This is a genomic window from Trinickia fusca, from assembly GCF_003628145.1.
Classification (GTDB): Bacteria; Pseudomonadota; Gammaproteobacteria; order Burkholderiales; family Burkholderiaceae; genus Trinickia; species Trinickia fusca.
Map to the genome: position 1 here is coordinate 1 of NZ_RBZV01000006.1, position 26250 is coordinate 26250.

24 protein-coding genes and 1 pseudogene are annotated in these 26250 nt (G+C 63.2%); 13 read left to right on the plus strand and 12 right to left on the minus strand.

From position 1 onward, the window contains the following. The coding region (locus D7S89_RS15535) for a hemagglutinin repeat-containing protein (RefSeq protein ID WP_121278617.1) at positions 1–3169 on the plus strand (3169 nt) is incomplete at its 5' end. 296 nt (positions 3170–3465) lie between these two features. On the opposite strand, the gene D7S89_RS28305 is transcribed toward D7S89_RS15535, so the two are convergent. After that, on the minus strand, positions 3466–3579 hold the full coding sequence (locus D7S89_RS28305) for a SymE family type I addiction module toxin (protein ID WP_121278619.1): 114 nt from the start codon (positions 3577–3579) through the stop codon (positions 3466–3468). Then, positions 3566–3694 (minus strand): hypothetical protein, encoded by a 129-nt coding sequence (locus tag D7S89_RS28170; RefSeq protein WP_281273141.1) that lies wholly within the window; start codon positions 3692–3694, stop codon positions 3566–3568. The genes D7S89_RS28305 and D7S89_RS28170 overlap by 14 nt, the downstream gene beginning before the upstream one ends. On the opposite strand from D7S89_RS28170, the pseudogene D7S89_RS15550 reads away from it, so the two are divergent. Then, positions 3666–4943: pseudogene (locus tag D7S89_RS15550) on the plus strand (ShlB/FhaC/HecB family hemolysin secretion/activation protein); the annotation flags it as partial. The gene D7S89_RS28170 and the pseudogene D7S89_RS15550 sit on opposite strands and share 29 nt — an antisense overlap. A 40-nt stretch (positions 4944–4983) precedes the next feature. Here the strand turns inward: D7S89_RS15550 and D7S89_RS15555 are convergent. Genes D7S89_RS15555 through D7S89_RS15570 form a run of 4 tightly spaced genes read right to left on the minus strand, consistent with a single transcriptional unit; the run spans position 4984 to position 9917 of the window. Next, a complete protein-coding gene (locus D7S89_RS15555; protein ID WP_121278985.1) occupies positions 4984–5733 on the minus strand; it encodes a siderophore-interacting protein in 750 nt (249 codons plus the stop codon). 23 nt (positions 5734–5756) lie between these two features. Then, positions 5757–7283 carry a DHA2 family efflux MFS transporter permease subunit gene (locus D7S89_RS15560; protein ID WP_121278620.1) on the minus strand — a complete coding sequence of 509 codons (1527 nt, stop codon included), beginning with the start codon at positions 7281–7283 and terminating at the stop codon, positions 5757–5759. Next, positions 7280–8449: an HlyD/EmrA/EmrK family protein gene (locus D7S89_RS15565; protein ID WP_121278621.1), complete on the minus strand. Its 1170-nt coding sequence runs from the start codon at positions 8447–8449 to the stop codon at positions 7280–7282. The genes D7S89_RS15560 and D7S89_RS15565 overlap by 4 nt, the downstream gene beginning before the upstream one ends. Further along, on the minus strand, positions 8442–9917 hold the full coding sequence (locus D7S89_RS15570; RefSeq protein WP_183085217.1) for an efflux transporter outer membrane subunit: 1476 nt from the start codon (positions 9915–9917) through the stop codon (positions 8442–8444). The genes D7S89_RS15565 and D7S89_RS15570 overlap by 8 nt, the downstream gene beginning before the upstream one ends. A gap of 231 nt (positions 9918–10148) precedes the next feature. On the opposite strand from D7S89_RS15570, the gene D7S89_RS15575 reads away from it, so the two are divergent. The 4 genes from D7S89_RS15575 to D7S89_RS15590 all read left to right on the plus strand — a co-directional run bounded on the left by D7S89_RS15575 (position 10149) and on the right by D7S89_RS15590 (position 14850). Beyond that, positions 10149–11048 (plus strand): LysR family transcriptional regulator, encoded by a 900-nt coding sequence (locus D7S89_RS15575; protein ID WP_121278623.1) that lies wholly within the window; start codon positions 10149–10151, stop codon positions 11046–11048. Positions 11049–11521: 473 nt separating this feature from the next. Further along, on the plus strand, positions 11522–13135 hold the full coding sequence (locus D7S89_RS15580; RefSeq protein ID WP_245982948.1) for a 4-hydroxyphenylacetate 3-hydroxylase family protein: 1614 nt from the start codon (positions 11522–11524) through the stop codon (positions 13133–13135). Between the two features lie 15 nt (positions 13136–13150). Continuing rightward, positions 13151–13894: an SDR family NAD(P)-dependent oxidoreductase gene (locus tag D7S89_RS15585; protein WP_121278624.1), complete on the plus strand. Its 744-nt coding sequence runs from the start codon at positions 13151–13153 to the stop codon at positions 13892–13894. A 29-nt stretch (positions 13895–13923) separates the two neighbouring features. Beyond that, positions 13924–14850 carry an HpcH/HpaI aldolase/citrate lyase family protein gene (locus tag D7S89_RS15590; protein ID WP_121278625.1) on the plus strand — a complete coding sequence of 309 codons (927 nt, stop codon included), beginning with the start codon at positions 13924–13926 and terminating at the stop codon, positions 14848–14850. Positions 14851–14870: 20 nt separating this feature from the next. Here the strand turns inward: D7S89_RS15590 and D7S89_RS15595 are convergent, their stop codons facing one another. Next, positions 14871–15563 carry a TetR/AcrR family transcriptional regulator gene (locus D7S89_RS15595; protein ID WP_121278626.1) on the minus strand — a complete coding sequence of 231 codons (693 nt, stop codon included), beginning with the start codon at positions 15561–15563 and terminating at the stop codon, positions 14871–14873. A gap of 743 nt (positions 15564–16306) precedes the next feature. On the opposite strand from D7S89_RS15595, the gene D7S89_RS15600 reads away from it, so the two are divergent. From D7S89_RS15600 to D7S89_RS15630, 7 genes are all read left to right on the plus strand, one after another. Further along, the gene (locus tag D7S89_RS15600; protein ID WP_245982950.1) at positions 16307–16720 is read left to right on the plus strand and encodes an acyl-CoA thioesterase; all 414 of its coding nucleotides are present in this window, start codon (positions 16307–16309) and stop codon (positions 16718–16720) included. Positions 16721–16832: 112 nt separating this feature from the next. Further along, complete coding sequence (locus D7S89_RS15605; protein WP_121278627.1) at positions 16833–17966, plus strand: acyl-CoA dehydrogenase family protein; 1134 nt, start codon at positions 16833–16835, stop codon at positions 17964–17966. A gap of 98 nt (positions 17967–18064) precedes the next feature. Then, the gene (locus D7S89_RS15610) at positions 18065–19132 is read left to right on the plus strand and encodes a 3-deoxy-7-phosphoheptulonate synthase (protein ID WP_121278628.1); all 1068 of its coding nucleotides are present in this window, start codon (positions 18065–18067) and stop codon (positions 19130–19132) included. Between the two features lie 114 nt (positions 19133–19246). Beyond that, positions 19247–20374: a prephenate dehydratase gene (gene pheA / locus D7S89_RS15615; RefSeq protein WP_121278629.1), complete on the plus strand. Its 1128-nt coding sequence runs from the start codon at positions 19247–19249 to the stop codon at positions 20372–20374. After that, positions 20358–21104, plus strand: a complete 747-nt coding sequence (locus D7S89_RS15620; protein WP_147426670.1) for a hypothetical protein — start codon at positions 20358–20360, stop codon at positions 21102–21104. Before pheA ends, D7S89_RS15620 begins: the two co-directional genes overlap by 17 nt. 76 nt (positions 21105–21180) lie before the next feature. Then, positions 21181–21759: an FMN reductase gene (gene msuE, locus D7S89_RS15625; RefSeq protein WP_121278631.1), complete on the plus strand. Its 579-nt coding sequence runs from the start codon at positions 21181–21183 to the stop codon at positions 21757–21759. 119 nt (positions 21760–21878) lie between these two features. Further along, on the plus strand, positions 21879–22316 hold the full coding sequence (locus D7S89_RS15630; RefSeq protein ID WP_121278632.1) for an anti-sigma regulatory factor: 438 nt from the start codon (positions 21879–21881) through the stop codon (positions 22314–22316). A gap of 5 nt (positions 22317–22321) precedes the next feature. Here D7S89_RS15630 and D7S89_RS15635 read toward each other — a convergent pair whose 3' ends face one another. The 5 genes from D7S89_RS15635 to D7S89_RS15655 are packed head-to-tail and all read right to left on the minus strand — an operon-like array spanning position 22322 to position 26107. Further along, entirely contained in the window at positions 22322–23743 is a 1422-nt protein-coding gene (locus D7S89_RS15635) for a PAS domain-containing protein (protein WP_121278633.1), read from the minus strand. Next, positions 23740–24360, minus strand: a complete 621-nt coding sequence (locus tag D7S89_RS15640) for a SpoIIE family protein phosphatase (protein ID WP_121278990.1) — start codon at positions 24358–24360, stop codon at positions 23740–23742. The genes D7S89_RS15635 and D7S89_RS15640 overlap by 4 nt, the downstream gene beginning before the upstream one ends. Further along, positions 24357–24758: an anti-sigma regulatory factor gene (locus tag D7S89_RS15645; RefSeq protein WP_121278634.1), complete on the minus strand. Its 402-nt coding sequence runs from the start codon at positions 24756–24758 to the stop codon at positions 24357–24359. The genes D7S89_RS15640 and D7S89_RS15645 overlap by 4 nt, the downstream gene beginning before the upstream one ends. After that, on the minus strand, positions 24748–25122 hold the full coding sequence (locus tag D7S89_RS15650) for an STAS domain-containing protein (RefSeq protein WP_121278635.1): 375 nt from the start codon (positions 25120–25122) through the stop codon (positions 24748–24750). Before D7S89_RS15650 ends, D7S89_RS15645 begins: the two co-directional genes overlap by 11 nt. A 4-nt stretch (positions 25123–25126) precedes the next feature. Next, positions 25127–26107, minus strand: a complete 981-nt coding sequence (locus tag D7S89_RS15655; RefSeq protein ID WP_220702160.1) for a protoglobin domain-containing protein — start codon at positions 26105–26107, stop codon at positions 25127–25129. Positions 26108–26250: the final 143 nt, after the last annotated feature.

The following is a 26250-nucleotide window of genomic DNA, read 5'->3' on the forward strand; positions in this document are numbered from 1 at the left end:
GGGCGGCGACACGGTCAATCTCGTGTCAGGCAAGGATATTTCGGTCAGCGGCAGCACGATCAGCCTCGACAAGGGCAATGCGAACCTGCTGGCGGCTGGAGACGTGAACGTCGGCGCGGCAACGGAAACGCATGAACTGAATGCGCATGAAACGCACAGCCGTAGCGGCGTGCTGAGTGGTTCGAAGGTCGCGAGCGGTATCGATCAGACCGCGACTTATAGCCAGGGCAGCACGATTTCAGCCGATGGCGTGACGCTCGCCGGCGGCCGAGACATCAACGTGACGGGCAGCCATGTCGTCGGCACCAACGATGTGACGCTGAAGGCCGCCCGCGATGTGACCATCAAGACATCTCAGGACACGGTTCAATCGTCCACCTACTACGAGAAGAAGGAAATGGGCCTGCTGTCGGACGGCGGCTTGTCGGTGTCGATCGGTTCGCGCTCGATGACGGACGGGCAGCAGTCGGCCAGCGTGACCAACAACGGCAGCGCAATCGGTGCGCTCAACGGCAACGTGTCGATCCGTGCGGGCAACGACGTGCATGCGACCGGTAGCGTTTTGCATGCCGGTAGCGATCTCGCCGTAGCGGGCAAGACCGTCACGCTCGATTCGGCTTACGACACGATGAGCTTGGCGGAGCAGCAGCAATACCGTCAGGCCGGTGTGACGGTGGGCTTGTCGAATCCCGTGATCGCGTTGGCGCAGACCGGCAAGCAGATGGTCGAAGCGGCGGGCAAGGCCAAGGGCGATCCGCGTCTGACAGCGCTGGCCGCGGCGACCACGGGACTGGCGACGAAGAACCTCTACGATGGTGCAGCCAGCGGTAATCCGGCGCAGTCGCCAACAAGCGTCGGCATCAATATTTCGCTGGGCGCCAGCAAGAGCGACAGCCAGTCGCAAGCGCAGGCGAGCACGGCGCAGGGCAGTACGGTGTCGGCGGGTCGCAATGTGGCGATCACGGCGACGGGCGCAGGGGCGGACAGCGACATCAATGTCATTGGCAGCACGATGTCGGCCGGGGACAAAGCGCTGCTGGCAGCGGACGGCAACGTGAACCTGCAAGCGGCGCAGAGCACGAGCAGCCAGCATTCGACCAACAGCGGCGGCAGCTTTGGTGTCGGGGTGTCGATTGGCGTCGGCTCGCAAAACGGGATTGCCTTCACGGCGGGCGTGGCCGGCAACCGCGGGCATGCCGACGGCGAATCGCGCACGTGGACCAATACGCACGTGACGGCCGGCGAAACACTGACGATTCAATCGGGCGGCGATACGACGCTCAAGGGGGCGGTTGCATCGGGCAAGCAGGTCGTGGCCGATGTAGGCGGCAACCTGAATGTCGAAAGCTTGCAGGACACCGATCACTACGATTCGAAACAGCAAAGCGCGGGCGTGTCGGTGAGCGTGTGCGTGCCGCCCTTCTGCTACGGTTCGTCGAGCGTCGCGGGCAATGTCGGCCAGCAGAAGATGAACAGCGACTACGCGGCGGTTGGCGAGCAGTCGGGCATCAAGACGGGCGACGGCGGATTCCAGGTCAACGTCAAAGGCAATACGGACCTGAAGGGCGGCGTGATCGCGAGCAGCGACAAGGCTGTGCAAGACGGCGTGAATAGCCTGACGACGGCGACGCTTACGTATAGCGACATCGAGAATCATGCCTCGTATGACGCTTCCTCGATCGGGCTGTCGGGCGGCTATGGGGGATCGATCGGCAAGAACCAGAAAGGCACCGCGGAGAACGTGAACCCGGTGGCGGGGACGACGCTGCCGAAGGGGGACGGTGGATTTGCGGTGGCGCCGCCCGTGGCGCTCAGTGCGTCGGACGATGCGAGTTCGACTACGCGAAGCGGTATCAATGGTGGCGTTGTCACGATTACCGACAGCGCGAAGCAGCTGCAGTTCACTGGGAAGACGGCCGATGAGACGGTCGCGAACCTCAATCGCGACACGTCGGACACGGGCGGCGTGCTGGCGCCGATCTTTGACAAGGAGAAGGTGCAGGCCGGGTTCGACATCACGAGTCAGTTCGTGAATCAGGTGGGGACGTTCGTCGCGAACCGGGCGGCGGAGGCCGATGCGGCGAAAGCGGCCGCGAATAATCCGAACCTGACGCCGGAACAACGAGCAGTGGCGCAGCAAAAGGCCGATCAACTGTCCGCGGATTGGGGGCCTAGCGGGACGTATCGTCAGGTGCTGACGGCGCTCTCGGTCGCTGCGGGCGGCAACGTAACGAACAGCATGGGGCAATTCGCGCAGAACGCGACGGTGGCGTACCTGCAAGAGCTGGGGACCAATGGCGTCAAGCAGATTGCCGATCACCTGGATAGCGACACTGCACGCGCGGCGCTGCATGCGATCGTGGGCTGTGCCGGCGCGGCGGCCGGCAGCCAGAGTTGCGGCGCGGGGGCAATGGGCGCGGCAGCGAGCTCTGTGCTCGGCACCCTGCTCAAGCCAGCTGAAGGATTGACGGCGACCGAGCGCGAAGCGCGAGACAATCTGGTGACGAGCTTGGTGGCGGGTGTTGCAGAGGCTTCTGGGCTGAATCCAGCGACGGCAGCCGGGGCGGCTAAGATTGAGGTGGAGAACAACCAAGCCTCGCAAATGGCCGACGGTGCGTCGCAGTTTCTGCCGAAAGGCATGGGCGGATACTTTGGGGAACCCGGCAAGAAAGGCGATGGCGTGATCGTCGATAATGCCACTGAGCTCGATCCGAGCGCCAAGGCAGGTTCGCTGATCTATCCCATGCCGGACGCGAAGACGGTAAATGATTGGATCACCTCCATCATCCCGGATCAGGCTAAGGGGCTCGTCGATTACATCACCACGGCGGTTCGCGGAGGTGATGGCGACAAGAGTACCTTCTGGTCCTCCACCAAGGACAAGACTCCAGTTGAAAATGCTTATGGGCATTCGACGAAGCATGGCGGGGAGTTTTCGGAGTATCAGAACTCGGTGCAGTATGTTCAAGCGGCACGGGACTTTGTGAATAATCCGCCTGCGGGAACGTTGACCAAGACGCGGCCAAATGGCGATACGTTGTTCTACGATCCATCATCAAACACCTTTGCTGTAAAGACAAAGGGCGGTGTTCCGAAGACGATGTTTAAACCGGATCCTGCCCAGCACGGATATCCGACCAATCTGGATTATTTCAATGCACAAAAGTAACTGCCGAGTATGCGGCTATGAATTGGCGTCGCCGCCTTGGGGTGATGATGGAGATAGTCCATCTTGGGACATATGTCCATGTTGTGGCACCGAGTTTGGCTACGAAGATTGCACTCTGGTAAGCACTAAAAGGAAGCGAGATCAGTGGATTGCCGAGGGATGCAAGTGGTTTGAGCCGAAAAAGAGACCACTAGATTGGGACTGCGAACGCCAATGCGAAAATATCCCCGAAGCGTTCAGATGATGCTGTAACCAACGCCCCCCGCTACGGCTGGAGTTGCTGTTTGGCGGGTCGCTCAGTAGGGCTCACTCGAAATGGTGAGGCAGGAGTTCCGGGGGGTGAACGGGATGCGCATGCGCCGACCCGGGGCGAAACCGGCTTGATGGAGCCATAGATCAGCGATCTGCATCCAGGGCTCTGCCGAGCGAGAACGGGATAGTCATGGCGCCGCCGGTGGCGTTGAGCGCGTCGACCAGAATCAAAATTCGATTGAATATGACATTCACGAAGAGACCAGTGGGCATATCGCTGATAGCCTTGCTGACATTCGGGGCGCAAGCAGAAGAGGCCCCGACGTCTGCCGACCGAACTGCCGCCGCGCGCGCAAACGCGGAGCGAGATCGACAGGCGCAGCAACAACGCGAAGCACAGCAGTACGAGGCGACCTTGCAGGCACCCTCGGTGCGCTCGGATGTCCCACATGCCGAAGCGTACCCAGTCCTGCCGTCTGAAACGCCGTGTTTCCGCATCGACCGCATCGTGCTCGACGTGCCAGACTCGTTGTCCGATGCCGTAAAAGCACAAGGCGCATCCGCGTTACCGCTCGGTCCTTTTGCATTCGCCCGTGAATGGTTGGAACACTACGCCGGCGCATGCGTCGGCAAACAGGCGCTCGATATGCTCGTCAAAGGCTTGTCGCAAGCGATCCTGGCACGCGGCTACATCACGACGCGCGTGCTGCTGCCCGAGCAGGATCTGTCGACCGGCACCCTGAAGCTCTCACTGATTCCAGGCGTGATCCGCCATATGCGATTCGCTGACGACAATTTGCGAGGCACTTGGAAAACCGCGTTTCCGACCCACAACGGCGAACTGTTGAACCTGCGCGACCTCGAACAGGGCCTCGAGCAGATGAAACGCGTGGCGAGCCAGGACGTATCGATGCAGATCGTCCCCGCCGATGTCCCCGGCGAAAGCGACGTCGTGCTCGACGTGAAGCACGGCAAGCCGTGGACCGTCGTCGCATCGATCGACAACTCCGGCACGCGCGCGACCGGCAAGCTGCAGGGCAGCCTATCGCTGGGCATCGACAACCCGCTCGGCCTGAACGACATTTTCAGCGTTGGCGCGAACCAGGACCTCCAGTTCGGCGATAAGCGCCTCGGCTCGCATGGCTGGAATGGCTTCTATGCGATCCCATGGGGCTACTGGACGGCGACGCTGTCCGCGTACACGAACACGTACTACCAGCAGATCGCGGGCGTAAATCAGACGTTCGTCGCGAGCGGCAATTCGAAGACCGTCGATTTCAAGCTGCATCGCGTACTGTCACGCAGCCAGAACGACGTGTTCGGCACACAGTTCCGGCTGTTACGCCGGTTCGGCCAAAGCTTCATCGAAGACACGGAAATCCCACAACAGCGACGCAACAATACATTCATCGAGCTAGGCCTGACCGATCGCCATTACTTCGGCAATATCCAGTTCGATGGGGCGCTTGCGTATCGTCAAGGAATAGGCGCGTTCGGCGCGCGAGCCGACGCACTCGTGTCATCCGCCTGCGTGCCAAATGGCAATGCCCAGCCCCGCTGAATCAATCGCGCTCGCGATGGTCCGCCACCCCGAGCTTCCAATAGCCTGCCGCCCGCACAGCGCTACGCGGCAGGCCGCGCTCGCCGAGCAGATGATCGCGTACCGCGCGCACCATCGACGATTCACCGGCGAGCCAGACTCGATGGCCGAGCGTGTCGAAATCGGCCTCACGCACGAGCGCTTCCATCAGCCCGCTCGTGCCCGGCAACCGACGTCCCGAATGGAGCCAGTGCACCCGCAGCCGCGCATGGCTCTTCAACACCTGTTCCTCGTGGGTGTCGGCGACCTCGATAAACGCTTCGGCGTCGATCGATTCGGGCAGGCACTGGAGGATCGAGGCGATCGCCGGTAGCGCTGTGGCATCGCCGATCAGCGTGTAACGGCGCGCGCTCATGTCGATCTCGTATCCGCCGCGTGGTCCCGCAAGCTCGATCTGTTCCCCGAGCCGCGCGTGGACGGCCCACTTCGACGCAGGCCCTTCCTCTCCATGCAGCGCCAGATCGATGTCCATGCGGCCCGCCGCGCGATCGAAATCGCGAATCGTATAGGCACGGCCGATCTTGCTCTCGCTGCCTGAGGGGTCTGATGTGCCTGACGGCACGAACATCTTGACCCATTGCCCAGGCAGCGTGACCTCCATCGTATGGAGGCCGTCGCCGATCACGGTGATGCGCCGCATGTGGGGCGTCACGTCGCGAATCTGCACGACTTCGACAGGCAACAGCGTGCGCGTTTTCGATTTGAAAAGCATGTCGATGCTCACTTTCGAAAAAATCACGACACCTTGCGCGGTGCGCGCGCGAGCCAAACGATCGCGAGCGTGGCGATAAAGGCGAAGGATGAGAAATAGAAAAAGTCGTTCAGCGACAACATGTGCGCCTGAACGTCCAGCTGCCGCGCAACGATCGCCCAGGCCTGGTCTTCGCCGAAGCCGCCACTTTTCAGGCGTGCGATGGCCGCAGCCGTTTGATCGTTGAGCGGCGTCAGCGTCCTGACGAGGTAGGTCTGGTGAAAGCGCGCGCGCTGATCCCAGAATGTCTGCGCAAGCGATGCGATGAGGCTGCCCGACATCATGCGGATCGCCGTCTGCAGGCCCGAGGCCGCGGCGATTTTTTCCGGCGGCACACCAACGAGCGACAAGCTCACGAGCGGCGTGAGGAAGAAGCCGATGCCGACGCCTTGCGCGAGACAGGTGAGGGCGATCGTCGCGGCATCGACGTCGGTCGTCATCGTCGAACGCCACCAGGCAACGCCGGCCCATGCGATAAAGGCGAGGCTCGCGAACAGGCGCGCGTCCGTCTGACGCACCCACTTGCCGAGAAACGGCGCGAGCAGGATGCCGAACACGCCCATCGGCGCGGTGACGAGACCGGCCCACGTCGAGCTGTAGCCCATGTTCGTCTGCAGCCAGAGCGGCACGAGCACGAGCGCCGCGAAGTAGAGACCGAAGCCTCCCCCGACCGCGACCGTGCCGACGGCAAAGTTTCGGTGGGCAAAGAGGCGCAGATCGATGATCGGATGCGCGTCGCCGAGCTCCCAGATCACGAGCCCGATGAACCCGAGTGCGGAGGCGGCCGCCGTCACGCAGATGAACGTCGAGGAGAACCAGTCGAGCGTGCGCCCGCGGTCAAGCGCCACTTGCAGGCAGCCGATGGCGACGGCAATCAAGAGCAGCCCGACGATGTCGACAGGCAGCCGCACGGTAGGCGTGTCACGCCCGCGCAGCACGAAGAGGACCGCCGCGACGACGAAGCACCCGACCGGCGCGTTCACGAGGAAGATCCAAGGCCAGCTGTATTGATCGGTAATCCAGCCGCCCGCCATCGGCCCTACCACGGGCCCGGCCATGTTCGTCATCGCCCACATCGCCACGGCGAATGCCTGTCTCTCGCGCGGAAAAACGGCGACGAGCAGCGCCTGGGACAGCGGCACGATCGGCCCCGCCACCGCGCCTTGCAGCACGCGGCAGGCGAGCAGGGTCTCGAACGACGGCGCGAGGCCGCAGAGCACGGATGCGAGCGTGAACGCGATGAGCGACGAGATGAACAGGCGCACCTGGCCGAAGCGTCGCGAGAGCCACCCGGTCAGCGGGATGCAGATGGCGTTGGCAATCGCGAACGAGGTGATGATCCATTCGCCCTCATCTGAGCTGACGCCGAGGTTGCCCGAGATGGTCGGCACCGAGACGTTGGCGATCGTGATGTCGACGACGGCCATGAACGAAGCGAGGCCGAGCGCGATCGTCGCGAGCCCGAGCGCCGGCCCCGAAAGCGTCGCGATGGGCTGTTTCGCGGCCGTCATCGATCGCCCCCTCGATTGGCGGCGACGATCTGTTGAATGCGCGCGGCGGTCTGCTTCTCCTCGTCCTGATAGACGGCAGCCGCGTCGTCGACTTGCGGCGCGCGCTGGGCCGCGAGCCTCGGATCGCAGCCGTCGGCATGGATCTCGACCTCCGAGGACATCCCGATGCGCAGCGGATGGGCCGCGAGATCGGCCGCGTCGAGGGAGACGCGCACCGGCACGCGCTGCACCACCTTGATCCAGTTGCCGGTGGCGTTCTGCGGCGGCAGAAGCGCGAAGCTCGCGCCCGTGCCCGCTTCGACGTCCTCGACATGGCCGTGATAGACGATCGATTTGCCGTAGACGTCGGCCGTGACCGTCGCGCTTTGCCCCGGGCAGACCCCTTTAAGCTGGACTTCCTTGAAATTCGCGTCCACCCAGAGATGTTCGAGCGGTACGACGGCCATCATCCGATCGCCGGGCGAGACGCGCCGCCCAAGCTGGACCATCCGCTGCGCGACCATGCCGGAGACGGGCGCGCGCACGACGCTGCGCGAGAGCGCGAGCGAGGCCGCGCGCACGCGCGCCACCGCGGCCTGCACGAGCGGATGCGACTCGACGGTTGCCCCGTCGATCTGTGCGCGGGCCTGCGTGCGCTGATGCTCGGCCGCGGCGAGCGCGGCTTGCGCCGCCAGTACGGCATCCTGCGCATGGCGCACGTCTTCGCCCGTGACCGCGCCGCTACCGGCGATCGCGCGGCGCGCGGCCAGGTCGGCCTTCGCCTTCTCGAGCTCCGTCTGGCGCAGTTTTACGTCGGCGTCGTAGCGCGCATCGGCGGCGAAGAGCCCACGCGTCGAGCGCACTGCTTGGGCGAGCTGTGCCTCCGCGGCGGCGAGCTCGATGCGCGCATCGGTCGAATCGATTTCGACGAGCGGCGCGCCGGCCGCGACGCGGTCGGTGTTGTCGGCGAGGATACGCGTCACGGTGCCCGTGACTTGCGGTGTGATCTGCACAATGCGGCCGCCGATATAGGCATCGTCGGTCGTGCGCGTCGCGCCGTCGGATAAGACCTCCCAGAGCGTGAATGCGACGCCTGCGAACACAACGGCGGCCGCGACGGCGGTGAGGCGTTTCTTGCGCGTGACGGCGCGGGATTGGACTTCTTGGTTTTGGGCAGTGTCACTCATGATGGGTCGTCGCGATAGAAGAAAGGGTCGATTGAGCCGAAGCGGTCTGCTTGCCAGCGGCGTCCTGCGTGGGGCGCCAGGCGCCGCCGAGCGCACGTATCAATGCGGTCTGTGCCAGCACGACGCGCGCGTCCGCTTCAGCCGAGCGGCGCTCGGACAAGAGCAGCGCGGTTTCGCTCGCAAGGCGCTCGAGCCCGCTCGATAGGCCCTGTCGTTCCCGGTCATGCAACAGACCGACGACGTGACGCCAGTGGGTGAGCGCCTCGTCGGCTTCGAGCTTGCGGGCATGCTCGGCACGCAACGTGACGATGCCGTCCGCCACCTGGGAAAGCGCCGTCGCGACCGTCTGGTTGTAGGTGAGCACGGCCGCGTCGTATTCGGCCGTTCGGCGTTTCAGGTTGCTGGTGAGCAGCCCCCCCTCGAAAATCGGCAGCGTTACCGCAGGGCCGAACCCGAGCGCGAGGCTGCCCGGGCGCAGAAGCTGCCCGAGGTCGAGGCTCTTCAAGCCGGCAAAGGCGTTAAGGTCGATGTCGGGATAGAACGCGGCCTTGGCGACGCCGATCCCATGCGCGGCGGCCTCGACATTGGCGCGCGCCGCCTCGACGTCGGGCCGATGCCCAAGCAGCTCGGCGGGGACGGGCGAGAGCGGGGCGGGGTCGGCGATACCGGTGAGCGTCGGACGCTTGAGCGCATCGCCAAAGGCGGGGCCCTTGCCCATGAGGGCGGCGATCTGGTGGCGGCGCCGCTCGATCTCGCCGGCCAGGCGCGCAATTTCGCTGCGCGTGTCGGTGATGGCGTCGCGTGCCTGTACGGCATCGATCTCGGTGGCGAGGCCGGATCGGGCTCTGAGGCGCAACAGGTCGATCACGCCTTGGCGGCGCGTCACCGCGGCCGTCGCAATATCGCTGATCTTGTAAGCCGCATCGAGACCGACATAGGCTTCGACGAGGGCCGTCTGCAGCAGCAGGCGGGCGTCGGCCGCCGCGCCCCGCGCCTCGCGGACGCGCTCCGCGGCCGCCGCTTTCGTTTCGCGGCGCTTGCCCCAAAAGTCGAGGCGGTAGTAGGCGTCGACTGTGATGCGGCCTTCACTGCCTGCTTTGCCCGCGTACTGGTTCGAATAGATGTAGTGATCGGGGAAGTGCTCGACGAGCGCGTCAGCGTTGCCAGTCAACGACGGCTTGTCTTCCGACGCGACAGCGCCGAGCTCCGCCTGGGCCTGTTCGATGCGCGCCGCGGCCAGCGCGACGCTGGGCGCCTCGTTCGTGGCACGCTCGACGAGCGCGTCGAGCTGGGGGTCACCGTAGGCCTTCCACCAGCCATCGGCCGCCACCTCGGGACGCTGCCCACCCGCGGCGGCCGCATCGGCGATGCTCGCCCCCGTGTCGGCCGCGCCCGGCGCGGTCAAGGTCGCATGCGGCACGATGCTGCCGGGCGCGCACCCGCAAAGCGACACGAGTGCCGCGCTCAAGATGAGGCTCGTTCTTCGCCTCAGGAAATTTTCGCCAACCATACCGACTCCGTCTTTTGATCTTGATGCGGAGGTTAGCGGCCCGAGTCATTTTCAGAAATGATCTACATCTAAAACATAGATTTCATTTTATGCAACTCAGGATCGTGTTACGTTTGCGCCAAACAAAGGCAGCGGTCGCCATACGGTGCTTCCGCTTCCCTATAACCATTCCAATTCCGAGTTACCGGTATGTCCGAGCCTTTAGACCTGAATTTGCTGATTGCCCTTGACGCGTTGCTCACCCATGGCAGCGTGACGGCCGCCGCCGAGCGCATGAATCTGAGCGTGCCGACGATGAGCCGCACACTCAACAAGATCCGCGAGATGATCGGCGACCCGATCCTGGTACGCGCCGGCCGCGTGCTCGTACCGACGCCGCGCGCGCTTGCGCTGCGCGAAGGCACGCGCGAGGTCGTGGAGCGGGCCCGCGCGCTCCTGCGCAGCGGCGAGGATTTCGACTTGCGCACGCTCGAGCGCGTGTTCACGATCCGCGCGGACGACGGGTTCATCAGCACCTTCGGCCCCGTGCTGTTGCGCCGGATGATGGAGGCCGCGCCGCTCGTCCAGTTGCGCTTCAATGCACAAGGGCAGCAGGACGTCGAATCGTTGCGCGAGGGCTTGATCGACCTCGACATCGGCGTCATCGCCGATATCGGCCCTGAGATCGTGCGGCAAGCGCTCTTTCGCGACCGCTTCGTGGCCGCATTCCGCGTCGGGCATCCGCTCGAACAAGTGGCGCAAATCACGCCTGAGCTGTTCTGCCGGTATCAGCACGTGACGGTGTCGCGGCGCGGCCGCACGAGCGGCCCGATCGACGACATGCTGCAAGCGCTCGGCCTCTCGCGGCAGGTGATCGCCGTCGCGCCAACGTTTGCCGAGGCGCTCTCGATCGCGCGCGAGACGGACCTCGTCGTGTCGGTTGCCGAACGATTGACACAAACGGGCCGGTACGGGATGCGCACGCGCGAGTTGCCCGTCGCGACGCCCCCCGTGTTGATCTCGCAGGCCTGGCACCCTCGCTTTCATGCGGACCCCGCCAATCAAGCCATCCGCGCGCTGGTCAGGGAAGCCTGCGAGATGTCGATCTAGCTCGATTGCTTCGCTCGCGTGTGCAGGCGATTGCCAAGTACCGAGTGCCAACGCAAGACGCAGTCATGGGTTCCTGTCGCCCGAAACGCGAGTTGCGCGGCGGCTTGATCGAATCATGCGACGCCATGCATGCGATGCCCGTCCACGGATACATCGCCGAAGCCACCGCCAATGAAGGGACCAGCGATCGGTCACGATGCCTTTCGCATTATTTCCAGAAGTCGCATCGTTGAAATGCGAGTTGCTCACGCGAAAGCGCGCCCATACACTGCGTTCCATTGCTTGATTCGTTTTGGGTAAGACGGGCTCGGCCTTACGACCCGATCGTGCTGGCCAGCGCTTGCCAGCAGCTCACGCTAGTCGATTCCACGTTTAGATGTTGCAAGGATAGCGCCCCCTTAAAGGCTCGGCGCCGTTGTTTCGCATTACTAAGCAATTGAACTTGGCATTCAACCATGACGAAGGAGGCCATTATGAATAACGACGCGACTCTCGCCGCTATGGCTGCGAGAAAGAACGACGACATTGCCATCTATACGGGGGCCGAATATCTCGCGAGCCTGAACGACGATCGCGAGGTCTGGCTGAACGGGGAACGCGTCCGGAACGTAGTGGACCATCCGGCGTTCAAGAATTCGGCTCGCATGATCGCGCGCTTCTACGATGCCCTGCACGATGAATCTCGCCGTGAAATCCTGACCATCCCGATGGACGACGGCAGCGGCTTGCGCTGCCACCGTTTCTTCCAGGCGCCACGCTCGGCCGAAGAGCAACTGCTCGCTCGCGATGCGATTGCCGAGACGGCGCGCATCAACTACGGCTGGATGGGCCGCACTCCGGACTTCAAGGCCGCCTGGATCGGCACGTTCGGCGCCAACAAGGAGCTCTACGGCGAGTACGCCGAGAATGCTCAACGCTGGTATGACCTCACCCGCAAACGCTTGCCGTTCATCAATCACGCCGTCGTCAACCCACCCGTTGACCGGCACAAGGACCCCAACCACTCCGATGTGTTCGTCCACGTTGACGAAGAGACCGACGCCGGCCTCATCATCAGCGGCGCGAAGGTCGTTGCAACGGGCGCTGCGCTCACGCACTTCACGTTCGTCGCCCATTACAACGTCGTCTACAAGGAAAAGAAGTTCTCGCCCGTGTTCATGGTGCCGACGAACGCGAAGGGCGTGAAGCTGATCTGCCGCCAGTCGTACGAGCTCAACGCGTCGAAGAATGGCACGCCGTTCGATCATCCGCTCTCGAGCCGCATGGACGAGAACGACTCGATCCTCGTGTTCGACCGCGTGTTCGTGCCTTGGGAAGACGTCTTCATGTACGGCGTCGAGCAATCCAACCGCTTCGTCGAGCATTCAGGGTTCTTCGGCCGAACGCTGCTGCACGGCTGCACGCGCCTCGCCGTGAAGTTCGATTTCATCTGTGGTCTGTTCTTGAAGGCCGTTGAAATCGCTGGCACGAAAGGCTTCCAGGGGGTGCAAGGCGCCGTCGGGGAAGCGATCGCGCTCCGGCACATGCTCTGGGGACTGTCGGACTCGATGGCATGGCGCACCGAGCCTTGGAAGGGCGAGTTCGTGCTCCCCGATACCGAGTCGGCGCTCGCTTACCGCTCGCTCGCCGGCGACGCCTATAGCCGCGTGATCAACCTCATCCGCAAGACCGTTGCAAGCTCGCTGATCTACCTGCCGGCACATGCCGACGATTTTCGGCATCCGGAAGAGCGGCCGTATCTGGACCGCTATGTGCGCGGCGCCGACGGCGTCGATTCGGTCGAGCGCGTCAAGCTCATGAAGCTGCTGTGGGATGCGATCGGCTCGGAGTTCGCTTCACGCCACGAGCTGTATGAAATCAACTACTCGGGCAGCTACGAGAAGAGCCGGCTCGACACCCTTGCCGTCGCCCAGGGGAGCGGCCGCGTGGACAAGATGACCGAGTTCGTCGAGCACTGCATGGCCGAGTACGACCTCGATGGCTGGCTCGCCCCGGACCTGCGTAGCGCCGACGTCGTGGCTCAGCTGCGGGAAAAGAGCAAAGAGCCGGCCGCCGCCCAGGCGAGCCCGGTCGCCGAACTGGTATGAGAGGAGGGTCCTAACGTGCGCGACAGAGAACGACAAGTTGCCGTCATCACCGGCGCGGCCAGCGGCATTGGATCGGCCACGGCCCGATTGCTCGCCCGCGAGGGCTACGACATCGCCTGTTTGGATCGGGACGAAGCGCGCTTGGCGGACCTCGTGGCCGAGCTCGGCGTGAGGCATCGGTCGTTCTGTCTCGACGTGTGCGACGAGGCGGCCGTCGTCTCCGCGTTTCGCGAGATCGTGGCGTGGCGCGGCCGCATCGATGCGCTGGCGACCTGCGCCGGCGTCGTCGATACGACCGAGTGGGCGAAGCTCTCGACCGAGCGCTTCCTCGAAGTGCTCAACGTCAATGTGCTCGGCACGTTTCTGCCGATTCGAGAAGCCGCCGCCGTGATGCGCCCGGGCTCCCGCATTTGCACCGTCTCGAGCGTAGCCGGTATTCGCGGGGGTGGCCTCGCGGGCACGGTCGCCTACGCGGCGAGCAAGGGCGGCGTCATTTCGCTCACCAAGACGCTGGCGCGTGAGCTCGGGGCGTTGGGCATCAACGTGAACGGTATCGCGCCGGCGGTCGTCCGCACGCCGATGCTCGATCAAACGACCACGGAGCCCGGACAGATCGAGCGCTTTCGCGGCATGACGGCATTGCGCCGCGAGGGCGGCGCGCAAGAGGCGGCCGAGGCGATCGTGTGGTTCCTCTCGAAGCGCGCGTCATTCATCACGGGCACGACGCTGCCGGTCGACGGCGGCTTGACGATGCTGTAGGGCTTTTCTTACTAGGAGTAGTAACGCTCATGGCGATTTCGATCGACAATCCTTTCGAGCCGATGCGCTCGTGGCTCTTTCTGCCCGGTGCCGACATGGACGCGCTCATCGCTGCGCCGACCACCGGTGCCGACGTCCTCGTGCAGGAGCTCGAGGACTTCACGCCGGCCGCCTTGCGGCCGAAAGCGCGGGAGATTGCGCCTCAAGTCATGAACGAATGGAGACGGCGCGGTGTCGTGCCCGCCGTCCGGATCAACCCGCTGGAAACGTGTGGGCTCGACGACCTGGCGGGTGTAATGCCAGGGCGACCCGCGGTAGTCATGATGTCGAAGGTCGAGAGCCCCGCGCAAATGGAGGCCTTGGCGGCGGAGATTACGCGCTGGGAGGCACACCTTGCGATCCCCGCCGGATCGACGCACATCGTGCCGAACATCGAGAGCGCACTGGGGATCGTGCGCGCCATCGAGATCGCGCAGGCAAGCAAGCGCATTCCGGCCATGCTGGTCGGCACCGAAGACATGGTGGTCGACCTTGGCGCCGACCGCCAGCGCGACGGGGCCGAGCTTTTCTATCCGCGCTCGCGTTTCCTGCTCGAATGCGCGGCCGCCGGCGTCTTGGCGATCGATTCGCCCTATACGTTTTCGGATCACGACGGCGCGCAAGCGGATCTGCGAACCTCGCGAGCGATCGGCTACAAGGCGAAGGCGGTCGTGAATGCCGATCTCGTCGCGATGACGAATCGGGCGTCCACTCCCTCTGACGAGCAGGTTGCGGCGGCTCACAAGCAGATCGCCGCGTTCGAAGCGGCCTTGCTCGAAGGCCGCAGCCGAGCCGACGTCGATGGGCTCGTCGTGGAGTACCCGAGCTACAACTCGGCCAAACGCATCCTGAAGCGCCATGCGTTGCTGAGCACCATGGTGGCGGCGCGCGAACGCGCACACGCCACGCTTGGATGAGACTGGGCTATCTGATCAGATTAACTAAATGTCGCCGTCGATTCTTGAGTACGCCCGCTACCTTCGTAATCCGGACGGAATTCACGGGACACCTCATTGGGTGAGTACTTCAGAAAGCCGACGATGACGCTGCAGATCATCTTCTCGAGCTCGTCCGCGCTGAACCGCGCGGGCGGATCGATGATGGCCGCATGCACCATCGCTTCGGCAATCGTCATGAAAGCCCACGCCGAAAGCTCCAGATCGCGCGAAGCGATTTCATCCCGGTGCGCATCGAGCAACCCGCGGATCTGCCCGTGAATTTGGCAATCGGCCGCGCACTGATCCCTAGGCGCATCGAAGAAGGAGAACTCCCGCTCGAGCACCTTGTGCAAGGCGGGCGCCGTCTCGTGTTCGGCCAACAACGCGCGTACCACGGCCTGGATGTGGTCCTCGAGGCTTTGTGCATAAGGCGCATTCACAGCTCTCTCGATCGCGTTGAGCGTCTGCGAGGCGTGTCGCTCGTGAAGCGAGGCGACGAGCGAGGCCTTGTTCGGAAAATACTGGTACACAGAACCGACGCTCACCCCTGCGCGATCGGCTACCAAATTGGTCGTTGTCGCTGCATACCCCTTTTCCGCGAGCAAACGCGCAGTCGCCTCCAAAATTAACTCGACCATTTGCCCGGATCTCGCTTGCTGTGGTCTCTTGCGCGGGAGCGGTAAATCTTTCATAGCGGCGGCCCTCGATAATTATTCAGTGTTGACGACGCATAGGGCTACCATCCCGCAGACCGTCTATTGAGTTACAGCTTCTGCGGTTTCTCGGGATTGGGCCGGTGAGGATATATGCGTTTGAGGTAGCCTACCATATCAAACCCGAAATGAGTATCACTCGCAAAATGAGCATTTGAGGTGCGTCATTTTTCCCAATGATATCAACGATGCACGGGCGCTCACGCGCTTACTTTGCTCCGCGCCGGTGCCCCTCCAAATCTTCGAGCAGTATAAATATGACGTAGCAGGTCATATTTTTACCTTATTCCTATGAAATCGAAGCAATTCAACGATACTTTCGGTAATTTATTTTACCAAGAGCAATAATTACCGAATTCGAGTAACTGTTCCAGATCTGCGTAGAGATTGCTCACGAAAGCAGCTTCGCTGCATGTCAAATGCGAGTAGCACGGTTCCTTGCAACAGATCATAGGAGTGCGAACTGTTTCCAAGTTGACCTTGGAAGCGTGCATCCAGTGCATTTTGATGCCGCTACCATTCCCTGAACACCTCACTCGCGGCACCTCGATAGTGCGTCAATCGTGACAGACGTCCCTCACGAAATGCGAGTTGCCGGCCATACATCGACTAAATAATATTCGCAACGGGTACATTACTTGTTCCCTACACCAGCCTGAATTCATGCACCGCCTGACGCGGTGGCACGCGAACCACTCTTCAAACTTTTTACCGAGGCAGCTATGGGCGACAACGGCTATACGACACACATCGAAATCAAATATCGCGATACGGATTCGATGGGCCACGTAAGCAGTCCCGTTTATTACGATTATCTCCAGCACGCTTACTTGAGCTACATGTTCGACCTGCTCGATCTGCCGCGCGATCAAAAGCTCCCGCACATCATGGTCAAGACCTCGTGCGAATACGTCCAGCCCGCGTTCTTCGGCCAGGCTATCGACGTCAAGAGCCGCATCACCAAGTTCGGCACGAAGAGTTTCGAAATGGAGCACCTCATGCTTCGTCACGACGATCCGAACGCGATCGTCGCCAAGGGCATCTCGACGCACGTGATGTTCGATTACGAGAGCAATCGCACGACGGTCGTGCCGGAAGAGTTCAAAAAGCAAGTGCTGGACTATCAGGCGAACTGACGCGTTCGGGTACGCCTCGTCGCAAGCGTGTTGGCATCGAGATCGGTCGGGACACCGATGCCATGTTCGGTGTCTCGATCGGGCATGACAAAAAGATAGCTGAGAGGAATATATGTTGTTCGACTTGACAGCAGAGCAATTAGATATCCGAAATAAATATTCGTCCATTGGCAAGGAAATCGCCGATGCGAAGCGTGCCGAGCCGGAGGGTTTCGATTTCGACGGCTGGAACCTGCTCCGTGACGAAGGGATCTGGCGGCTCATCGTGCCGGCCGATGCGAACGGCGCCAGCGACTGGTGGTCTTTCACGGCGGCGCTCGAGGGCCTATCGTCGTCGATCCGCACGCCGGAGCTGCTGCTGTCGGTCATCGCGCAAGCCGGTATGGTGCGGGGACTCGTGCGTCACGGCAGCCCGAGCCAGAAAGCGCACTACCTCGAGGCCATTTTGCGCGGCGACGTGAGTGCGACGGGCATCGCCGAGCCGACGACGGGAACGGATGTGAGAAGCATCTCGACCTCGCTCACTGAAACAGCGGACGGCTACCTGCTGAACGGCAGCAAGTTCAACATCGCGCATGCGCCGATCATGGATTTCGCGCTGCTCGTCTGCCGACTCAACGACCGGGAGTCGAGCAACATCGCGCTCGTGCTGCTCGATCGCGACACGCCGGGCCTGACTTCCGGTCGTGTCGACGACAAGCTCGGCAACCGCAATCTGCCGACGGGCGAACTCCACTTCCGCGATGTTCATGTTCCGCATTCGAGCGTGCTCGGTGTGCCGGGCCGGGGGCTCTCTACGCTCATCGACATCATCTCGCTCGGCCGCCTGTATTACGGCCTCGTGGCCGCGAATCTCATCACGCCGTACCTGGACGACGCGATGCGCTATGCGGCGACGCGTGACAGCTTCAAGAGCACGATCGATTCGCACCAGTACGTGCAGAAGCGTCTCGTCGATATGCGCATCGGCCTCGCGCGCTCGCGGTGGGTCGCCTACGGCGCGCTCTCGCAGCTCCTGAATGGCCACGCTGAAGCCTTGATGACGTGCTCGATTGCGAAGCTCGTCGGCGCAGAGGATCTGATCGCCAGCGCGACGAGCCTCGTGAAGCTCTACGGCAGTCTCGGCTACCACAACGGCAGCGTCGCCGAGCTGATGAAAAACGCGCTGGGCTTCGCCAGCGTGGGCGGGACCGAGGAGATGCATCGCAAGAACATCTTCAACCAGATGCAACGACTGGCCGCCTAACTGGCCATTCACACGGGCAGCATGCGCCGACCGGGTCGTATAGGCCTCCACCAAGGGAGCATGCAAATGTCTTCAACGGTTATCAGTGGGGAAGGGCGGTGAACGACAAGATTGTTAAGCCAGTAGAACTGAAGCAACAACTGCCGGTCGGACCGATGAGCCGCCAATGCGTCATCGGCTCGCGTGCCGCCGTGGATCATGTCTTGCGTGGCGAGAGCGACAAGTTGCTCGCGATCGTCGGACCATGCTCGATCCATGACCCGGAGAGCGCGCTCGAGTATGCCGAGCGGCTCGTGAGCGAACGCGAGCGGTTCGGCGAGGACCTCGAGATCGTCATGCGCGTGTACTTCGAAAAACCTCGAACGACGGTCGGCTGGAAGGGGCTCATCAACGACCCGATGCTCGACGGGAGCTTCGACATCGAGCACGGGCTGCATCTCGCGCGCAAGCTGTTGCTCGATATCACCTCGATGGGCCTGCCCGTGGCAACGGAATTCCTCGATCCCATCACGCCGCACTACCTCGCCGATCTCGTGAGCTGGGGCGCCATCGGTGCGCGTACGACGGAGTCGCAGGTGCATCGTGAACTGGCCTCGAGCTTGCCTTGCGCCATCGGCTTCAAGAACGGCACGGACGGGAACGTGCAAGTGGCCATCGATGCGATCCGCGCAGCGAGTCATTCGCACCGCTATCTCGGCGTCGATGAGCAAGGCGAATACAGGAAGATGACCAGCGCGGGCAATCGTGAGAGCCACCTCGTGCTCCGCGGCGGGAAGGTGCCGAACTATGACGCCAAGAGCGTCGACGAGGCATGCCACGCCCTCGCCGCGGCGGGCGTCATGGAGCGGGTAGTCATCGACGCAAGCCACGGCAACAGCAGCAAGCGCCACGAAAATCAGTTGCGCGTCTGCGAGTCCGTGGCCGTGCAGATGGCCTGCGGCGATCTTCGCATCGTCGGCGTCATGATCGAGTCCAACCTGGTCGAAGGTCGGCAGAACGTCGGCGAGAACGCGGCGCTCGTCTACGGACAGAGCATTACCGATAGCTGTCTCGGCTGGGACGACACCGTCGCCTGCCTCGACGGACTCGCATTGGCGGCGCGCGAGCGACGACTCGTCCGCCAAGCCGAAGCGCTGGCACTGCGTATGGACCGTATCGCCGCTTGAGGCGTCGAGCGCCTCCGGTGCGAGGCAGCGTGACGCGGCAAAGCGCGAGCCTCGGTGGCTCGCGCCGCCTGCTCACGTTTGCCCGCGTCACACCTTCTTCGAACAGGACTTCAGATGAGCGAGCTTGCATTGGCGCTGGTTCTCTCGCCGGACGAACAGATTGCGCGTAGCCGGGTGGAGATTTCGTCGATCGACGACAAGCTTTTGACGCTGTTGAATCTGCGTCAGGATCATGCCCGGCGCATCGGCGAGGCAAAGCGGGCTTCCGGCGCGTGCGTCTACCAACCCGGGCGCGAACGCGAGATCGTCGCCGCCCTCGGTGAACGTAGCACGGAGCTTTTGAGCCCCGCGCACGTCCGAACGATATGGAGCGCGATATTCGACGCGAGCCGATCGGTGCAGGAGGAGCGTGTCGTCGCGTTTCTCGGTCCACGTGGCACCTACACGGAAGAGGCCATGTTCGCCCACTTCGGGTGCGCCGCAAGAGCGCTCGCTTGCGAGAGCGTGGATGCGGTGTTCGCCGCCGTCACCGGCGGCCGTGCACGCTACGGCGTCGTGCCGGTCGAGAACTCGACCGAGGGCACGATTGTCCGCACGCTCGATCTCGTGCTCGACACGACGGTTAGCGTAATCGGCGACGTGGTGTTGCCGATCGCTCATTGCTTGCTTTCCAAAGATGCCGGTCTGGCGGACATCACATGCGTCGCAGGACACGCCCAGGCACTCGCCCAGTGCCGGCGCTGGCTGGACGCGTGTCTGCCGGCCGCGGAGCGGCGCGCCGTATCGAGCAATGCGCATGCCGCGCAACTCGCGGCGCAAACCCCCGCGCTTGCGGCCATCGCCAATCGCCGAGCCGCCGACCACTACGGGCTGGCGGTGATTGCGCCTGACATTCAAGACGAACAGATCAACAGCACGCGTTTCTGGGTGATTGCGAAACCTCGCGCGGCACGGCAAGACGATGAGCGCACGCTGCTTTGCCTTGAGCTCGACAATCGCGCCGGCGCGCTGAACAGCGTACTCGAACCGCTCGCCGAGCGGCACATTGCCGTAACGCGGATCGATTCGCGTCCGCTAAAAACGGAGCTATGGGCCTATCGGTTCTTTCTTGAAGTCGCTTGCCATCCGCAACATGCCGATCTTCTCGACGCGTTGCAGGTGATGCGTGATGCGGCCCGGTCGGTCACGGTGCTTGGGTCTTGCGCTACTCAACCGGAGTCTCGACATGCCAATCATGCTTGAGCGCGTCTCGCGCGAACTCGGGGCGATCTTCGCGGGTCGCGACGATCGGGTGATCGTCATGCTGCGCTTGCGGGAGCCGAAGTGCTTCGACGCCGACTCGCTCGCTTGGCTTGCGCGCCTGCGTGAAAGCTACGATAGCGAGCTCGAACTGCTCTTGCTCCTTGCCCGATCCGATGGCAGTGATGAGCCCGCTCGGCTGGAGCCCGCTGCCATCGAGCCGATCGGCTTGCCACTCGCGGCCGAAGTCGCACAAGGCAGCGAACTCGGCGAGCAGGGGCCGATTTTGCTTTCCACCTGGTCGCTCTGCGACGGCACGAGGCCGTGGCCGCCGCGCTTTCTCGACGCGCTCCTCGATCCGCGAAGCCTCGGCTGGTTGCTGCCGTATCGGCATGACGTGTCCATCGAGCGGATGGCGCACGATGCACGGCTCGACGCCTGCAACCTGCAGCGAACCGTGCTCGATCTGGGGGCGGGCAGAGTGCCCTCGGCGCGGCTCGCGCAGTGCGTGCGAACGGTGCTGTCCGAACTCGGCAGCGGGTGGGAGAGGCCGGCAGGCATCGCGTTCGATCTCGCCTGCGCGGGAACGTTCGAGGCGTCCAGTCAGGCCGATGACTATGGATGGCACGTGGACGCAACCGAGGCCGTGCTCGACGAGGTCGCCAACGCCGTCATGATGCGACGCATCGCAGCGTACACGAGATCGCCGATGTCGCTGAGCACGAAACTTTGATGCGGCCTGTCGCATACAGCCGCAGGACCCGGCCGGTGTGGCAACCGACCATTCAGAATCTTGAGGAGTTCGAGCAATGAGTAGCGTGCTGCAAGTGACGGCTGTGTCAGGCGGTTTCGGCAAGCCATCGCGTACCTTGACGCTTGTCGAGGCCATCGTGGAAGAGATCGGTCGCGTACTACCGGTGAAGACGACGACACTCGAACTTGGCCAGCTCGCGCCGCATCTCGGCTCGGCGCTGCAAACGGGCCGCCCTCCGGCGGAGCTTACCGCGGCGCTGAACAAGATCGAAACCGCCGATCTCCTCGTTGTCGCGAGCCCGGTTTATCGCGCTTCGTATTCCGGTCTGTTCAAGCATCTGTTCGACCTCGTCGATCAGGACGCGCTCATCGACGTTCCCGTACTGCTCGCCGCAGCCGGCGGCAGCCATCGTCATGCGCTCGTCGTCGATCACCCGTTGCGCGCATTGTTCGCCTTCTTTCAGGCGATGACGTTACCGGTGGGGATCTACGCCGTCGACGATGACTTCACCAACTACCGCGTCAGCGCAGCGAGCCTCGCGCAGCGCATCGAACTCGCGGTGACGCGCGCGCTACCGGTTCTCACCCATCGCGAGGCACGTGCAGGCGAGCCACTGGTTGCCGTGGCGGCATAAACATGGCAAGGGCGCGGCATGGGTGCGCGCCCGCCGCCCCAGGGTGGTAGGATGCATCAACGCCATTACCCAGAGGCCCGCATGGCCTTGCACCGCACGCAGGTCGAAGGGGCGACGCCATGATTGAGCGTCGAACACTCGGGGAAGGTGTCCGCATTTTCGTGCATGGCGAATCCGACGTCGCCTGGGCTCGCCAAGTCGTTCGCGAAATCGGCTTACGAGGGGCCTTTCCGGAAACCAGGATCGCGGCACTGGCGACTGCCGTCACGGAAATTGCACGCAACATCGTCGTGCACGCGGGCAGCGGGGAGCTGTCCTTCTGCCTGATCGCGGATGGGCTGCGCCACGGCATCGTCGTCGTGGCGCGTGACGAAGGCCCCGGCATTCCTGACATCGCACGCGCGATGGAGGATGGGTACTCGACAAAAGGCGGGCTGGGTTTGGGACTGGCCGGCGCAAAGTGCCTGGTCGACGAGTTCGAGATCGAGTCGATCGTCGGCTCCGGCGTGAAAGTCACGCTGACGCAGTGGAATGGCGACACCCAGCATTCGATTTGAGCGAACTAGTCATCGCGCCTGCTCGTCGCGGAGCGTGCCGGCTTGCTCGATTCACTCAACTCGCTCAATTCATCTCTCGCTTCGACTGCCGTGAGCGGCAGGATGGCGGTCAACGCAAAACCCGAGCCCGGCGACGTACTGATGCGGATCTCGCCGCCGAGCAACGCGGCGCGTTCGCGCATCCCGAGCAGGCCAAAAGAGTGCCGACCCGGACGGTCGTTGTGCGCCGCGCCGCGGCCGTTGTCGGCGATCCGCACAATGCAGTGCGGGTCGTCGCGAACCATCTCGAACACGACCTCGGTCGCGCCGGAGTGCCGGGCGACGTTCGTCAGCGCTTCCTGAACCATTCGAAACACTTCGATCCGGCATTCCCGATTGAACGTGATCGCATGCACATCGATATGGCGCACGACGCGCATCCGATACCGCGCCGAAAACTCGTCGATCAGCGCGTCGATCGCGGGAATCAGCCCGAGATCGTCGAGCATGGCCGGATGCAGATCGGCCGCGATCCGCCGCACCGAGTCGAGCAACTGGTCGATCAACGCATACATGCCATTGAGCGCATCCGTCGGCGGCGTCGAAGAGGGCACCTCATTGCCTTGATACTCCAACAGTGATGCCGCCATCTTCAGGGCGGTCAACTGCTGCCCCAGGTCATCGTGCAATTCACGGGCGATACGGGCCTTTTCTTCCTCACGAATATGCTGGATGTGCGCGGACAAACGCCGCAGCTCTTCACGCGAGACCCGCAGCGCTTCCTCGTCACGTTTGCGATCCGTGATGTCGACGATCCAACCGACCATCCGATACGCCTCACCCGCGTCACGCCACAACGCCTGCCCGCGAGATTGGACCCAGCGGAACTCACCGGCCTTCGTGCGCACGCGATATTCCACGTCATAGGTCGTGCGGCGCTCGAGATGCGTTTGCAGCGCCTCCGTTACCCGGCCGAAGTCGTCCGGGTGGATGGCGTTCAAAAGCGCTTGTCGCTCATTGGGTAGTTCGTCATCCTCATAACCCATGATGCGCTTGAAGTGAGGCGAAAAGTAGACCTCATCGGTCTGTGGACGCCAGTCCCAAAGCCCCGCGGTCGCGCCTCGCACGGCCAGCTCGAATCGCTCCTCGCTTGCCGTCAGGGCGGCACGGTAGCCCTCGATCGACATTTCGAATGGCGCAAGCAGCTCGTTGAAAAACGCCGTTACGGCCTCCATGAACCGCTGTCGCTCGTCCAGCGCAACCCCGAGAACGAGCGCATCGAGCGCCGCGCGGTGAATCGCCGCCATGTCGAGCAGCCCCAGCCCGTCGTTCAGCGCGCGCCTGCCGAGTTCGTAGGCATAGGTCAGCGCGGCTTCGTCCCCGTGCTCGAGAAAAGTTCGAAGGCCCGCAAGGTACTCGGCGCGGAGCGCGTCAAGCCGTACCGTCATGGGCTTGCTCCGAGGTAGCGGGCCACCAGGACGTGGGCGTCGTCCGTTCCTTTGGCATATCTGGCGAGGATCGACTCGGCCAGCTCCTGAGGACTGAACCGAATCGCCACGCCTTCCACGAACGCACTGTGAATGCCATCGGTTGCCATGACGAGCGTGTCGCCTCGCGATACCGCCAGCCGGTCTGCACGCAACGGGGGAAGGCGGAAGCCGACGACGCCTCCCCGCACCGAAATCGCCTCGTTACGCGCCTCGGGGGCGTCGCGTGCGCGAACGAGGATACCGTCGACGTTGCCGACGCCAGTCCACGTCATCGACGAATCCAGCGAACTGAACGATGCCACGGTCATCACGGCGCCGCGGGTCTTGCGCAGCGCCGTATGGCATTGCAGCACCAGGTCCAGGACTGGCTCGCGCGCATGAGCTTCGATGGACGGGACCGCGGCCCGTACGGCCTCGGCCGCTTCGAACCCGTGCCCGAGGCCGTCGAGCAGGGCCACCACGGCGCCGCCGTCGAACTCGACGACGACGTGCAGGTCTCCCGACGGCTCGATCAGTGCGCGGCCGGCCCATCCCCACTCGATGACCGGCTTGGCGGGCGTGGGAGAGAGCGTCATCGCAGCCACCGTTTCATCGTGACCGTCGTTCCCTTGCCGAGTATGGAAGTCAATTCGAACTCGTCCATGATCCGCTTCGTTCCCGGCAGGCCGACGCCGAGGCTCTTCGCCGTCGAGTAGCCGTCGCGCATCGCCAGTTCGATATCGGCGATGCCGGGCCCCTCGTCCTCGGCGACGATCAGAATGCCGACGCGTGTACCGTCATCGAGCTGACGCAGCATGACCTCGCCACGGTGGGCGTAGCTGACGATATTGCGGGCGATCTCGGAGATCGCGAGCGCGATGATGGTCCGGTCCGTCATCGAAAATCCAGCCGCCGCGGCGAGTTCACGCCCTTTCTGACGGGCGATGACGACGTCCTCATCGCGCTCGATCGGGACGCGAATTTCAACTGGCATAGCCAGGGCTCCCGTTCGCGGTATCGTTCAGATGCGCGAGGCCCTCTTCGAGATCCAGCGCTGTCGCCACGCCGTCGAGCGACAATCCCAACTGCACCATCGCGAACGCCACCTCGGGCTGAATCCCGACGACGACTGTAGTTGCCCCACGCAGCTTCGCAACATAGGCAATGCCCCGCACCGTTCGGGTGGCGAAGGAATCGAGGACGTCGAGCGCCGTCACGTCGATGATGACGCCCTGGATACGCAGGCGCCCGACTTGATCCGCGAAGTCATCCCTGAGCTGCACGAGGTCCTGATCCGAAAGCGCTGACTGGATCGACGCGATAAGCACACCGCCTTGCTTGAGGATAGGAACGGTCACGATATCAGCTCGCTCCGTGGATTCCGTTGATGCGAGGCACGGTCGCGTCGCTTTGTTGAACGCGATAGCCGAGGGTTTGCTCGGCCAGCTCGATGCCCCCCTGGAGATCGCCGACCGTATCGAGCTTGCTGAGCTCGATGCCGAGCGCGACCAGCGACTGCGCAACCGGGGCGGTGATGCCTGTCACGATCACCTGCGCGCCCATGAGGCGTGCCGCGGTCACGGTTTGCAGGATGTGGTTCGCGACGCGCGAATCGATCGTCGCCACCCCCGTGATGTCCATGACGGCGACTTTGGCGCGGCGTGCCCGGATGGCCTCGAGGAGATTTTCGGTGATGAGCCGGGCCCGGTAGGTGTCGATGACGCCGATGATCGGCAGCATGAGCAGGCGGTCACGCAACTGCAGCACCGGTGTCGACAGCTCTCGAATCGCTTCCTGTTGCTGACGGATGACGCGCTCGCGCTCGAACACCAGCACATCGATGATGAGCCCGACGTCGAAGAACGCGACTTTCTTCAACGACATGAAGGCGTCGAACGCATCGAGAGGCGTATGCTCCGAATGCCTGATGACGTGGCTTCCGACGAGCCGCAGCAGTTGATGGAAAGCCCCGAGGAAGACGCTCGTCTCCAGTCCCGCCAAAGCGTAGAGCAGGCCCAGCTCGAGGCGCTGTTCGACGTACTTCATGCCGTAGTCGCCCGATACGAGGCCATGGACGTGCTCGACCTCGAGCCGCCTTGCCTTGTCCAGCAGCGCGCGATTGTCGAACAGCTTGCGAGCTTCATCGAGGCCCGAAAGGTGCTCGAATAACGTCGCCGAATAGTCCTCGGCCCGACGCACCACCAGATCCTTGATCGCCGCGATTCGAGCCACATCGGAGGGCTCGAGCCCGACGATTTTCTTACGGCGCTCGATGCTGCCGTTGTTGAGCCCCATCTGATGCATCAACGCCAGGGACTCACGTTGTTCAATCTGCTCCGCCATACGCGCCTCCTCGGTTGCTCTCCGTGTCGAACACGGCCGACAACGGATATCGGGTACGTTGGATACGGACACGCCACGGCAGCCGGACGGCAGTCAGCGTGTCGGCAGTTCATCGCGGCACGCATGACGGAGGCACCGCTCAT

What these genes read in the sequence shown, in the direction of transcription:
- D7S89_RS28305 (WP_121278619.1), bottom strand. Translation starts at nt 3,579, where the DNA reads ATGCAGATCGCTGATCTATGGCTCCATCAAGCCGGTTTCGCCCCGGGT.
- D7S89_RS28170 (WP_281273141.1), bottom strand. Translation starts at nt 3,694, where the DNA reads ATGCCCACTGGTCTCTTCGTGAATGTCATATTCAATCGAATTTTGATT.
- D7S89_RS15555 (WP_121278985.1), bottom strand. Translation starts at nt 5,733, where the DNA reads ATGCTTTTCAAATCGAAAACGCGCACGCTGTTGCCTGTCGAAGTCGTG.
- D7S89_RS15560 (WP_121278620.1), bottom strand. Translation starts at nt 7,283, where the DNA reads ATGACGGCCGCGAAACAGCCCATCGCGACGCTTTCGGGGCCGGCGCTC.
- D7S89_RS15565 (WP_121278621.1), bottom strand. Translation starts at nt 8,449, where the DNA reads ATGAGTGACACTGCCCAAAACCAAGAAGTCCAATCCCGCGCCGTCACG.
- D7S89_RS15575 (WP_121278623.1), top strand. Translation starts at nt 10,149, where the DNA reads ATGTCCGAGCCTTTAGACCTGAATTTGCTGATTGCCCTTGACGCGTTG.
- D7S89_RS15580 (WP_245982948.1), top strand. Translation starts at nt 11,522, where the DNA reads ATGAATAACGACGCGACTCTCGCCGCTATGGCTGCGAGAAAGAACGAC.
- D7S89_RS15590 (WP_121278625.1), top strand. Translation starts at nt 13,924, where the DNA reads ATGGCGATTTCGATCGACAATCCTTTCGAGCCGATGCGCTCGTGGCTC.
- D7S89_RS15595 (WP_121278626.1), bottom strand. Translation starts at nt 15,563, where the DNA reads ATGAAAGATTTACCGCTCCCGCGCAAGAGACCACAGCAAGCGAGATCC.
- D7S89_RS15600 (WP_245982950.1), top strand. Translation starts at nt 16,307, where the DNA reads ATGGGCGACAACGGCTATACGACACACATCGAAATCAAATATCGCGAT.
- D7S89_RS15605 (WP_121278627.1), top strand. Translation starts at nt 16,833, where the DNA reads ATGTTGTTCGACTTGACAGCAGAGCAATTAGATATCCGAAATAAATAT.
- pheA (WP_121278629.1), top strand. Translation starts at nt 19,247, where the DNA reads ATGAGCGAGCTTGCATTGGCGCTGGTTCTCTCGCCGGACGAACAGATT.
- D7S89_RS15620 (WP_147426670.1), top strand. Translation starts at nt 20,358, where the DNA reads ATGCCAATCATGCTTGAGCGCGTCTCGCGCGAACTCGGGGCGATCTTC.
- msuE (WP_121278631.1), top strand. Translation starts at nt 21,181, where the DNA reads ATGAGTAGCGTGCTGCAAGTGACGGCTGTGTCAGGCGGTTTCGGCAAG.
- D7S89_RS15630 (WP_121278632.1), top strand. Translation starts at nt 21,879, where the DNA reads ATGATTGAGCGTCGAACACTCGGGGAAGGTGTCCGCATTTTCGTGCAT.
- D7S89_RS15635 (WP_121278633.1), bottom strand. Translation starts at nt 23,743, where the DNA reads ATGACGGTACGGCTTGACGCGCTCCGCGCCGAGTACCTTGCGGGCCTT.
- D7S89_RS15640 (WP_121278990.1), bottom strand. Translation starts at nt 24,360, where the DNA reads ATGACGCTCTCTCCCACGCCCGCCAAGCCGGTCATCGAGTGGGGATGG.
- D7S89_RS15645 (WP_121278634.1), bottom strand. Translation starts at nt 24,758, where the DNA reads ATGCCAGTTGAAATTCGCGTCCCGATCGAGCGCGATGAGGACGTCGTC.
- D7S89_RS15655 (WP_220702160.1), bottom strand. Translation starts at nt 26,107, where the DNA reads ATGGCGGAGCAGATTGAACAACGTGAGTCCCTGGCGTTGATGCATCAG.